This window comes from Pauljensenia sp. 20925_1_34 (assembly GCF_041432775.1).
Lineage (GTDB): Bacteria > Actinomycetota > Actinomycetes > Actinomycetales > Actinomycetaceae > Pauljensenia.
In genome coordinates this window covers 25586-38389 of the sequence record NZ_JAPWAG010000022.1, presented here as the reverse complement: position 1 = coordinate 38389, position 12804 = coordinate 25586, and the positions used below count along the sequence as shown (strand labels likewise).

Genomic DNA, 12804 nt, shown 5'->3' with positions numbered 1-12804 from the left:
ACTAGGCAAGCCAGCCCAAGCCGAACCCTACTACCGCCAAGCACTCACCCTATTCCAAACATTCCCCGGAACCGAACACAACCAGGCCGACTGCCTACAGAACCTCGCCACCGCCCTCGCGCACATGGGCAAACCAGCCGATGCCGAGCCCCTCTACCGCCAAGCACTCACCCTCTACCAGACGGCTCCAAAAACTGAACGTAACCAGGCCGACTGCCTGTTCAACCTCGCCACCACACTGGGCGAACTCGGCAAGCCAGCCCAAGCCGAACCCTACTACCGCCAAGCACTCACCCTCTACCAGACGATCTCTGGAACCGAACACAACCAGGCCAAATGCCTGAACAACCTCGCCACCACACTGGGCGAACTCGGCAAGCCAGCCCAAGCCGAACCCTACTACCGCCAAGCACTCACCCTCTACCAGACGATCCCTGGTACCGAGCATGAACAGGCCACCTGCTTGTTCAACCTCGCCAATGCCCTCGCGCACATGAGCAAGCCAGCCGATGCCGAACCCCTCTACCGCCAAGCGCTCACCCTCTACCAGACGGCTCCAAAAGCTGAACGTAACCAGGCCGACTGCCTGTTCAACCTCGCCACCATCCTGGTCACGCGGGGCAAACTAGCCGACGCCGAATCCCACTACCGCCAAGCACTCACCCTCTACCAAGGCATCCCCGGAACAGAACGCGACCAGGCCGCCTGCCTGAGGAACCTCGCCACCACACTGTACGAACTCGGCAAGCCAGCCCAAGCCGAACCCTACTACCGCCAGGCACTCACCCTCTACCAGACGATCCCTGGTACCGAGCATGAACAGGCCACCTGCCTGTTCAACCTCGCCAATGCCCTACACAATCTGGGAAGGGGTGTTGAGACTGAGCCGTTGTATCGGCAAGCAATCCAGCTCTGCGAGGGCATCGACGGGACGGAACAGGTACACGCTTCTTGCCTGCGCAACCTAGCTTCCATCCTCACCACAAAAGGCGACGGACACCTACGCGAAGCACTCACCCTCTACCACCAAGCCCTCACCCTGTACAAAACCCTCACCGACAGCGACATCGACCAAGCCCACTGCCTCACCCAACAAGGCCTCATCACCACACAGCTTGGACACCTAGCCGACGCCGAAACCTACTACCACCAAGCCCTCACCCTGTACAAATACACCAACACACCCATCGAACACGCCACCTGCCTCCAACACCTAGCCACCTGCCTATCCCACATGCACAACCGCACCACCGACACCCTCAAAACCCTAGACAACGCACTCGACATCCTCGCCCACACCAACACATCCGAAACAGCAACCCAACGCCTCGACATCCTCCTCTCTCTCACCCGCACCCACCTCAACGCCGGCACCCATCTCCTAGCACAGATGCACGCACGCGCAGCACTCGACCTCTCCCACCACCCCACCATCAGCCACGCCGACGCACACCACGCCCACTTCACCTACGCCGCCGTCCTCCACGCCCAAGCCCATGCGACCACCAACCCCGAACACGCGAAAAACCTCCTCACCCAAGCACTCAACCACGCCCTCCCCACAGCCCTCTTCGACGACGAATACCGCTACCAACTCACCTCCCCCACCAAACGACGCGCCTGGATCACCAACCGCGCCCAACCCACCATGAACCAAGCCCTCGCCATCGCCGCTGATCTCGGCGACGCACCCCTCGTGGCCGAACTGGTTGCCAAATGGCGCATGGTCGGCTCCCTCGCCACCACGCCCGCAGCGCGCAACAGCGAAGATCCCCTACTCACATTGGTGCCCAACTCCACCCCAGAACCAGACGAAACCCTCACCCGCACCCCCGGCCCCAACCTCATCCTCCCCCACCCACGCACCACACCCCTCTACCAGCACCCCACAATCGCAGACCGGCCCCGCGCCTACTACCGGTAGGAATCACCAGGCACCGCATCAGGACCGATCGGATACAGCCGCATCTGAGTTCTGTGCGCGCTTCTCGAGCCACTCCTCCAAATAGGAGCGGGTACCCCGATCAGAGCCATACCCGCTATCGGAAACCGGCGCACCCCCCGCGCTCCTCTGATGCTCACGGGCATGACGTACCACGTCCTCGGCCTGCTTGGGCTGTATCCCTGCAAACGGATCCATCAGGCGGGCGCGCGACTGGGCACACACACGCTCCAAGCCGTGAACGACCGGAGCACCATTGATGGACCCGCGCTGCACCTGCTCATTGTGATCCACCAGCAGCGTGAACGCCTGTGTCTGACCGTGCCGCGTCGCCAGCGTCGCCGCCGCGCTCAGGTTCGGAAGCCTGCTCAACGACCCGCCCGACCAGGTCCCCAAACGCTCCGCGACCTCGATCGCGTCACGAATCGACGTCCTGAACGCGATCACCGAAGAGGCATTGCCATCCAACGCGTCACGCAAGCTCGGGGTGAGCTGCCCCATGTGCTGGTGTGCCAGCGCCAATGCCAGTCCAAACTTGCGTCCCTCCGCCAGCATCTCGCTCAACAGCGACTCCTGGAACAGGTGGGCCTCGTCAACCACGACGTGGAACGGCTTATCGCCCGGGCTACGCTCCGGCATAGCCAGCGCAATTTTGCTCAGCCACATCATTCCCAGCATCTGCGCCTGGTCTCGACCAATCCGAGGCGCCGATAAGTCCACGAGCACGATCCCGTTAGATGCCATGACCTCGCGAATATCCAGGGCATCAGCCCCCGTCCCCAGCACACCTCGCATCACGGGATGACGCACGAGCCTTTCAAACTTCGAAGCCGACCAGGCAATCACCTCAGCAAAGTCACTGGATTTATTTCCGAGCAGCTCCTTCCGGATGCTTTTTGCCAGAACCGGATCAACCTCCCAGACAGACTCCATGACAAGCTTCAGCAGCCCCTCGTCGGTGAGCAGCAGCGGAATCAGCGTGATCGGAAGATCCGCACCAAACAGATAGTGCAACGCCGAGGCGAGCTGACGGAAAATACGCTCGAAACGCGGCCCAACAATGCCGGTTCGCTTCGGATCCAGGATCAGGTAGAGCATCTCGAGAAACTCCGAACACACCGTGTCGAAGTCCCCGCAATGAAACAGGTTCACGGGCACAGGATGCGCCGCATCCGCGCAGTCGATAAACAGGCAACGATCCAGCGCCTCCTCGGGCAGCTCGTCCGCGATGCGACGCACCAATTGCCCGTGGGGGTCCAAGACAATACCTCCTCTACCCGACATCGCGAACGAATGGACTAGGGACGCCGCGAGCGTCGACTTCCCGGTCCCCGAACCCCCGACAATCTGAAGGTGCTGCAAGGACCCTTCAACACTCAACTGGACGTCGCTCATCGCACCCGTCGCAGTGATCGCGGCCCCCACGCGCATTCCTCCGACCTCGCACACCATCGCCTGGTCAGACAGAGGAACACTGTCGATCACGGCTTCCGCGACGGGGACACCGATAACCCGCGCGCTCGTGCCTGCCAGAGGAAGTCGCGCGAACGCCCGCACCAGTCCCTCGGGCTGAGCCGCACCGACCAGAGCATCCAGCCCACTCCACACACTCTGCGCGACGCACTCGTCCACGTCCCGACGCCGCGCGCCATTCACCCAGTCGCGCATCGCGATCCACAGGCGAGCGGGAATGCCCTGAAGATCGTCCGACCCGAGAAAGACACGCAGCCGCATAGGCCTACCCAGGTACGAGCCAACCTCGCCGCCGGCACGAAGACGCTCAGTAGAGGTAAAGATCTCCTCCACCATCGCAGCCTCCAAAGGACTGGCGTTAGCAAGACGCACTTTCACGTATCCACCGACTTCGTTGAGAATCCCCAGGAGAAGCTGCGAATCTGATGGCTTCGGGAAGGGCCACGTTGGCATCAGCTCACCCACAGGTAGACGCTCGGCTATGCGAGACGACCAGAGCGAAGATCCTCCTCTGGCGCAGTCCTCCTGGGCCGGGAGGGCCGCGAGAACCTCACACACGTGCGCGGGGCACGAGGCCTGGGATACCTCGGCCGACTCCCATTCGTGTACGTTACGGCCAACCCAGGCCAGGTCTGACCCGAAGGATGCTCCCACGCCCGTCGCCTCCAGCTCAATAGAAACCAGGCCATCAGCGTCCCCCCGCCAGGTAATCGACACGCTGGCATCCGCTGGCTGTGCCTGGATCAAAGCCAGTAGACGATTCGTAACGACCTGAGCGACCTCTTCAGAGTCCTCTGTGCGCCGCAACTGACGCAGACGCCAGACCTTGGGTTCCATATGGTGGCACGCCTCAATCTCAGGCTTGTCACCCCTGTGCATCCACTCAGATTCCGTGTTCACAACAGCTCCTTCCACTCGCTGTCCACCGATGACACTCGTGATACCTCACGCCAATCTATAGAGACGGAACAACCCGCCTCAATATGAGCACAGGCCTCATCCACTGAGTGTTTTTCCACCCTCCCTTCCGTCTATTCATGATGCGAACAGAAAGGAGGTTCATCATGGCTCAGCAGAAACCGTGCAAGTGGTGCCTTGGCACCGGACGATCGTGGTCCTCTTACGTCAAGGCCTACGTCGTCTGCGACGCCTGCAAGGGCAGCGGCAAGGCGTGAAACTCGGGTGGTGGGGGCTTGTCCCCCTCCACACGATCACAGTCGGGGCAGTGGGGCTGCTACTATTCGTGTAGTTTCATCTGCCGGAGGTCACCGATGATCGAACGCCGTTCTGATACCGAGGGATACCCCACGATCTACGAGTCCTGGCCAAAAAGAAGACCACGCCTGGACGAGGTCGTCACTCGCATCTTCAAGGAGAGCATCCTCCCGCAGTACCAGGAACGGTGCCGCATACTGAAGTTTGACCATCATGCTTCGATAGACACCTGGTTTGACGTGAAGAGGGACACCCTCAGGACTAGCTTTCGTCGTTCTATCTTGCCCCCAGTACTGGGCCAACTTCCTGATGGACTGACACAGAAAATGCTCGTCAAAGCAGACACACGTCTAAACAAGGAACATGGTGAGTACATCATCCACGGGATTTGTGATGCGCGACACCTAATCGTACGTATCATGATCTGGTCAGATTGCCTGTATGCCTACTGGCTCACTGAAATACCTCATGACAAAAGTGTACGAAAAGACGATCAGAAACGGCGAATCATCACCAGCGTGTTCCACGCCCTTAAAGAGCCGCAAGATGGCGTTGAGATCGTCCCGTGGCCAGATAACATCGAGGACTTCTCTGACGTGTACCACGAAGTCATGCGCGATGCTCCCGCCTTCTCGAAAGCAGATGTCGATAAGCGTATTGACGAACGAGAGGAAGAGTTGAACGTGCGGATCGAGCGCCAGTGGCGGCCTCTGCCGACTCATCCCCCCGCAAGCGAGCAGCCGATCCATCATTTCGTCATGCACTTCACCGATCAATCTGATTGTCAATTGACGATGGTCAACGATGCTCACTGGGAGAGCCAGTGGGTCATGCTCCAGTCAGATCCCGCTCCTCTTCAGATCTACTTGGCCACCATCGCGGGGACTAAAGGATCAGGTCTGACCGACAATGTCGAGACCAGCTCGCTCGCCTGTCCCCCCGTGGCGAAACACGCATGGGCAGCACCAACGGATGTTCGTTCCACTGTGTTCCTGCGTGCCCCACTCAACGAATCCTTGCAGGAGCGGATCGGTCACGCGCTTCAAAACAAGACTCTTCCCATGTACTGGGAGAGGGTGGATGATCTACTGGACGCTAGCGCCGATCTTGCCTCCGCCTGGTGTGGGCTGACCAACGTTAAGTCGCTTCTGTGCCTGGCCACAGCATGCCGATTTGGCCCTATTATCAGCCAGTGCATTGAGGCAAAACTGCAAGGAACTAAAGAAAAGAAAAAAGGATACCCTCCATCAGCACTATCAATCGCCAGCAAATTCCTCAAGCAATGGAGATTACGGATGAATACCATCCGAGAGGTCAAGGATGGAGAAATGGATCCCGAGACACGAAAGAAGCTAAGCGTTACGAATTTCCCAATCACAGAGTATGTGGATTCCGGATTCGTCAAACACGTATGGAGGCGCCTGCATTTCAACGAACTCAAAGGTACGGAAGCGTATAATCTGGAAAATTTTGGCGCATTCATGTCGATTGCAATGGATCATTTTGTCAACCTTATCGTACGTCATAGGTTCACATTAGATAGGGCCGATTCTACACCCACTCGTAACGCCAAGAGGGCCAGCACCCGCACCCCCGATCAGAACTTCGAAACACTCAAGCAGTTGCGACAGAACGATGATCCAGAGGGAGTTGGCTCACAGGTGGACCGCCTTTTCCGCTCAGCTGTCGTATACGTGACATGCCCTTCGCAGGAACAGGCCGAGGCCCACAAACGGCTCGTCACAGCATGGGACGACGCTCTCGCACTGACAGAAACTCACAATTCACGTGCCCACGAGGCACTGTTGTCACAGGGAATGGACGGATTCATGAGCGCCGTTCAACAGCTTCAAGAGGACCACAATGTCTAACTCATGCACTCTACATACCGGCCAATCGACAGATGGTCGCCCAACCATCGGCACAACACAACGACCCCTCACAGAGTCGTTGTATACCGTTGCCATCGAACTCGATGGTGGCACCATGTTGATCACTACCACCATCAACGTTCCCCACACAACCGAGCGGCTCCCGCTACCCGACTTCACCGTGGTCTTCGATGAGGCTGAGCTGCCCACCTGGGTAGATGCCCTGTTCGGCGAAGATGTGGCTGACATCTTCTTCGAGACGCTCACAGCCCCTTCGTCGCAACCGAGAACCATACCCCTCACCCTGTCTGACCTCGCCGCAGATCACCTACGCGCAATGGCCCGTTACGCAGAAGGGCTGTGGATCCGACGCTACTGGCCAGCCACAAGAGAAATCCCCATCGAAGACGAGGATGAGTCGGCCCCCCAGACCCACACTGACCTCGGATACGAGGCACTCCCGGCAACCAGCACTTTCCTCACCGACCTCGAACTGGTTGCCCTCGCCGCAGACTCGCTCCTGAGTCCGATACTCGGCGATTCTCAGCTCATCGCCACCCTCATCAGTCTCCGGTTCGACGACGCAGCGTTTATCTTTGACAAACGCGACCGCATCGTCCCGCGATACCGCCCCCTCGTCCTGGAAATCCTCCGCCGATTCTTCGACCTCGCCTCCGACGAGGAGTACGATGCTTGCCTCGAAGATCCCACCGCACTGGCAATCGCTACTGAAGCACTCAACACTCTTGATGAGGAATTGGAGGGTCACCAACTCGTCGAGAGCACGCCCGCAAACGTCTTCTACATCGTCCCCTTCGAGCTCGGCTGTCCCCCCGACATCGCTGAGGATGATTTGGCGTTAGCCGCAGGCTCCAGCGACCAGCAACAAGGCACTTTCGACACCCAGGGTGCCTCATGGGAAACCGTCATCGATTGGACGAAGAACACTCATTGCCTGTTCGATCCCGCGCAACGCGCGCAATGCGTCTCAAGGTATACGCAGGGTAAGGGATTTGTGGTGACAGTTAGCGCGCCCCTCGTTGAAGCATTTCCTGAAGGGGTGGAACCCGAGCTCGCATATGCGCGCATCACATGGGAGGGCACCGCTGAACCCATAGTCTTCCCTCTCCATCTCAATGCTGATAGAACAAAGATGGAAGGTTCTGGACAGGTACCCGGACGCCCCACCTCGATCGACGTGGTTTCTGTGGATGACCCCGGCCCCGTAGCACACCCCAGCGAATGCTATGCCATCGAGGAAGACCAAGAGCATGCCCTTGATGGAGCCTCGGCACGCATTCGCGAATGCCGCCTCAGCGAGAACGCCGTCGACGAGTACTCATGGACACCGCCAGAGACTCCCTATAGCTTCCCGTGGCTATGCGAGCTGGTCGCAGCCTTCCAAAAGCCTTCAATTATGAGACCAACCAAACCAGAGGAGGGTGCTGGCCTCTGGGAGTAAGTGGTGATTCGGGAGGTATCGCTTCCGTCTATTCATAGTATGGACAGACACAAAGATTCCTCCAACTCCATCATCCTTATTCCCGGTGAATCATCCGCCACCGATTCCCCTTCCTGGTTGACAGCGACGACGGAACACGTCCTCACACGCTCACCCTCAAGCCTCGCACTTATCATCCCCGACGAGGCCTCGGTGCTCGACATTGCGCGAAAAATCGCCGACACTGCACAAACCCTCACCCAGGAGCGTCATGTTCGAACCGCTGCGGCGCTGCTGATCCGAAAAAACGCGAAGCGCGCCGACGCAATCCAAGCGATCCGCGCCATTCCGGGACGCATTGCGCTGATCTTCGAACCCCATGACGTCTACCTGCAATCGGACAGCATGACGAAGCCTCTGTGGCATGTTGCCACAGAAGAGGGCCTTCCCCTGATCATCGTGATTCCTCACAGCGAGTGGGAGGAGCTGTGCAGCGAAGAGCGTGATGAGAGCCTACCCGCCGGGACGACCGTCATCCACATGGCCCATTCGGTGTGCCACCACGAGATCCGCACCCACCTGCTTCGTGAAGCAAAAGAACTCGAAACCTTCCATGGGGTGACAATCCCCTCCGAGACGATCGACGCGGCGGCCGACGCCGTCCCACACGGACGAGACCAGGCCCAGCCTCTCCTCGGCACACACCTGCTCGATCTATGGTCAGCTAGGGCCTCCATGCACGGCCAGGACCTCGTCAAATCGCCCGAATCCTCCCGATCAGGCAGCCCCCACCTCGGCAGCCTCGTCGAACACCTGCGCAAAACGGTCAGGGGACAGGACGAGGCCATCCACACGCTCGCTCAACAGGTGTGCCTGGGGCGCAACGGCCTTCGCATGCGAGCAGACAGGGTATCGAGCGCGGTCTTGCTGACGGGAACCACCGGCACAGGAAAGACTCTCCTGGCACAGCAGCTAGCCTCGTTCCTGGGCACCGATCAACTGATTCGCGTCGACATGGCGGCACTCAACTCCGATCATCTCAGCGCGACGCTCCTGGGAGCGCCTCCGGGATACGTCGGCAGTCAGGAAAGGAACGGATGGCTCACAACGAGGATTCAGGAGACGCCCAGAGGAGTTCTCCTCTTTGACGAGGTAGAGAAGGCAAGCCCCGCCGTATGGATACCCCTCTTACTGGAGCTTCTCGGCAGTGGGACACTCACCGATTTTTCTGGGCGAACAGTCAATTGTCGGAGCTTAGACGTCATTCTCACGGCGAACATAGGCGCGGAAGAGATGACGAAGAATCCTACCGGATTCGGAGAACGCGTGGATCCCCTTCACGCGACACACAAGTCAGTCAGGGACTCAATGCCTCCCGAGATCTACAACCGCCTCGATGCCGTCGTCGTTATGAATACCCTCGATGACATCAGACTCGGAGCGATTCTCGATGACTGTCTCGCCCACGCGATCGAGACATCGGCGCAGATCGGCTATCAGCTACGTATCAGCGATGGGGCGCGCGAGCACATGCTGCGGCAGGCAGCCACATGGCCAGACGGGGCCCGACGCCTTCACCGAGAAATAGAAACGTCGATCTTTACACAGCTGCTCACCCTGACACCGGGCGCATACCGGCTCGATAGTGGAGAGAAGGGAGGATTCCACATGAATCTAGATCAATGACAACACTGCCCTGACACAACGACAACAAGGCTCGGGACTCGCCTGTTGGCGAGTCCCGAGCAACCTATGTGTCAGGCGCGTGCCGCGCGCTTTGCGCGGCTACCGCGCCGAGCACGCTTAGCCTTGCGCAACTCCTTCTCCTTCTCCACTTCTTGCTCCCACTTTTTCCAGTACGCTTCAAGCTCCTTCTTGCGCTCCTTATCAGCCTTTGCTTGATCCCACAGGAGGAGAGCTTCCTGGCGTGATTCCTCACCTGCTCCCATCACTGCCTCAACGGCAGCAACGAAGGCCCGCTTGCGCGAATCCTTCTTTCCGGCCCGCTTCAGCAGGGCAGTCACGTACGTCTCCCTCATCAGTTCCCTGATCAAGGTGCCGAGTTCCTGCTCATCACTAGCGTCACCCTCAAAGAAATCAGATTGTCCGAGACCCTCGTCGCATTCATCCCCGCTGTCGTCATCGTTTCCCAGTTCAACGTCGTCATCGTTTCCCAGTTCAACGTCGTCATCGTTTCCCTGTTCAATGGACAACTGCCGCTCGTTAATCGAGTCGCGACTCTTGTCGTAGTCCCGGGAAACATTCTCCTCCTTCATCCCATGAATGAAGAGGTTGCTCCAGATGAGCTCATTGAACTTCGGACTGGTGGCCCGCAGCTCACTGATACCGTTACGCACAGCAGCGCGAATCGCCGGAAGATCATCGTTCGACACACCTACTGCCTCGAGCCACTTATCATCCTCAGACAGGCTATTGCACACCTTGTCGAACTCAATATCCCAACGTCCGGGCTTAATGCCACCAACCTTGTATGCCAGCTCACGGACAATCGGCGTCAGGCGAGGATCATCAACTTTCACTTTTTTCACCAGGTCCTGTGGCCTCGTAGGAAGCTCCTGGGACTGGCGAACAGCGCGACCCCAATCAGAGATCATCGATGACTTGGAAGAATTGAAGAATTTTGTAGTAGCATCTTCAGACGCCGCATATTCGCGATTGAGCTTACACACCCATTGTACCCACACAGTGTAAAAGGGACCCTCGCAATCATTCCGAGACTCTTGGACCTTTTTAAACCCCTTCCACGACTCATCGTTCATCAACTCCCAGAAAATACTGGGATCCTGACACCCGCAGATACCACCATTGTGGGCCATCCTACGAGGATGAAATCCCCTCTTCCACATCGCCGACATCATCTTCGAGTAAAATTCGTAGCAACGCACCGGAATCATGGATCCATTCATAGTGAAACCGAGTCGACGCATCTGATCAACCTGTTCCTTCTTGACAACGAGCACCATCCGCACGGACTTTCCCTCGTCATCAACCGACGGGCACATCCAGAACGTTGCAGCGCATTCTTGCAGCAAGTAGTCGAAGCGCCGGGCTTCGCTCTCTTCGCTCTCTTCGCTCTTAGAATCCTCCTTGTCGCTCTTAGCGGCCTCCTTGTTGCGCTTGATTTCCTTCCACCATGCAGCGAGCTCGTCGATCACTTCCTGAACGCGCGCAACCAGCTCGTTCAGCTCTTCCTTGCCTGCCCGAGAGAGACATCCCGCCTCCTCCATCGCGGCCAGGTTCAGCATCCGCTCAATCTCCCGCGCGGTAATGATGTACTTGTTCATGATCGTCCTTCCAGTCGGGAGGGGAAGTTCCCTCATCTCTCCTGGGCGCTCCGCACAGGGATTGGAAGGGTGGCGATCAACAGGAAGCACGCGCGTGCCCCCGGGGATAGAACCCGGGGGCACGCATCTGATTACGCGTATTTTCCGCAGAAAATCAAGGCGCTTGGATGATGACGCGCCTGTTGACAGCCATCAGTTCTTCGATGGGAGTTCCATCTGCATTGGTGTCGACGACCTGATGCGGGCACTCATAACCACGACCAGTGATAGATGTCACTTTTACTCCGTTGTTCTCGAGGAGACCTGCAACGACCTCCGCTCGCCGTTCGGACAAGTCCTGCCGATGCTCCGCGGTTCCCCATGAACTCGTACAGCCAGTGACTCGTACCTCGCTCACGCCACTGCTTCGAATCTGTGCAGCAGCCTCCTGAATACGAGACTTCGCAACCTCCTCGTTACGCAGCACGTCGACGTCTGCCTCGAAACCAACCTCGGTATCCGGCAATGACATCTCAAGGGACGGTGCCGCGCCCAATTCGAAAGCGCCTACCGGAACGGGAGTCACCTCAGGAACAGCCGGCAGATCCTCGCCGGTAACCTTCATCATCGGCGCGTCATCGAAGACCACTTCTCCGTTGGCCGCTGTAATCAGCTTCGTCCACAGGTTCTTGAGACGGTTTTTTGCCGCCGTGTCGAGAAGCGGCTGAGGTTCCTCGACGCTACCAAGACCGAACCAACGGACGGTCACACCCGTCAAGTCGGGCAGTGTGCCAGCACTGCGCATGCGCTCGATCATCGCGTCGACGTCAGCATGCGGTTCAAGCAGACCCGTATTCTGGAAGGCCATTGCACCAGCCGTAGACACGCCGGAGTCCACAACCAAGATCGTACGATCACCAGACGCATGAGCCAACGAACTCGCCGCGAGGGACAGCGCGGACAACATATCCGACTCAGGCGTTTCTGCGGGGGTCAGCATGGCCGCCAGAACAGAAAGCTCGTACTTTCGCGGCTCCTTTTTTCGAGCGTTACTGTTCCGCGCCTTGCTGGTCGAGTCAATGCTGGCAACCAGGCGCGGAACCCCGTCAGCGCTAATGATGTAGAAGGTGCCGCCCATGTGGTCGTTGATCGCGGAGGTGATCTGCTCGGAGGACAGGAGGTCAAAACGCTGCTGGTTGGAACGATTCGATGCGATGATCGCGACGGAACCGCTAGTCGCACCGGAATTGGCGCTGTCGTCGCAGGCCGACAAAGTCAGACCAACGACAGAGCAGACAACGATAGACAGGACAGTGATGATGTATTGGCGCATGCGCCGCATGTGTGAGTTTCTCATACCAATAAGAGACGGAAGACGCTTCTCCGAATAATCACTCCCACATCCACCATGTGAGATCGCAACGAGGTGGCCGAGCACCCCAACAAGGGATGCCCGGCCACGATCACTCACGGACTAGTTCTGCGCCTTGCAGTGCGGGCAGACAACGGTCACGTAGTTCCAGCTACTGTCGGCCCAGAAGGCACGGCCGCAGCTCCGGCAGCGGTGAGCCTCAGTGT

General features: G+C 58.4%; 7 protein-coding genes. 4 read left to right on the top strand and 3 right to left on the bottom strand.

Features of this window, described 5'->3' with window-relative positions; genetic code table 11:
• Nucleotides 1–1924, top strand: a 1924-nt coding sequence (locus tag O3669_RS08350; protein ID WP_371524356.1) for a tetratricopeptide repeat protein, incomplete at its 5' end; no start/stop codon positions are given.
• A gap of 18 nt (nucleotides 1925–1942) precedes the next feature.
• Here O3669_RS08350 and O3669_RS08345 read toward each other — a convergent pair.
• Nucleotides 1943–3880: a type IV secretory system conjugative DNA transfer family protein gene (locus O3669_RS08345; RefSeq protein WP_371524355.1), complete on the bottom strand. Its 1938-nt coding sequence runs from the start codon at nucleotides 3878–3880 to the stop codon at nucleotides 1943–1945.
• An 806-nt stretch (nucleotides 3881–4686) separates the two neighbouring features.
• Here O3669_RS08345 and O3669_RS08340 point away from each other — a divergent pair.
• The 3 genes from O3669_RS08340 (at nucleotide 4687) to O3669_RS08330 (ending at nucleotide 9628) form a co-directional block, all read left to right on the top strand.
• Nucleotides 4687–6501 carry a hypothetical protein gene (locus O3669_RS08340; RefSeq protein WP_371524354.1) on the top strand — a complete coding sequence of 605 codons (1815 nt, stop codon included), beginning with the start codon at nucleotides 4687–4689 and terminating at the stop codon, nucleotides 6499–6501.
• Nucleotides 6502–6616: 115 nt separating this feature from the next.
• The gene (locus O3669_RS08335; protein WP_371524353.1) at nucleotides 6617–7963 is read left to right on the top strand and encodes a hypothetical protein; all 1347 of its coding nucleotides are present in this window, start codon (nucleotides 6617–6619) and stop codon (nucleotides 7961–7963) included.
• Nucleotides 7964–8080: 117 nt separating this feature from the next.
• Nucleotides 8081–9628 carry an AAA family ATPase gene (locus tag O3669_RS08330; RefSeq protein WP_371524352.1) on the top strand — a complete coding sequence of 516 codons (1548 nt, stop codon included), beginning with the start codon at nucleotides 8081–8083 and terminating at the stop codon, nucleotides 9626–9628.
• A 71-nt stretch (nucleotides 9629–9699) separates the two neighbouring features.
• Here the strand turns inward: O3669_RS08330 and O3669_RS08325 are convergent, their stop codons facing one another.
• Nucleotides 9700–11247, bottom strand: coding sequence for a hypothetical protein (locus tag O3669_RS08325; RefSeq protein ID WP_371524351.1), 1548 nt, complete (start codon nucleotides 11245–11247; stop codon nucleotides 9700–9702).
• A gap of 154 nt (nucleotides 11248–11401) precedes the next feature.
• A complete protein-coding gene (locus O3669_RS08320) occupies nucleotides 11402–12568 on the bottom strand; it encodes an OmpA family protein (RefSeq protein ID WP_371524350.1) in 1167 nt (388 codons plus the stop codon).
• Nucleotides 12569–12804 lie beyond the last annotated feature (236 nt).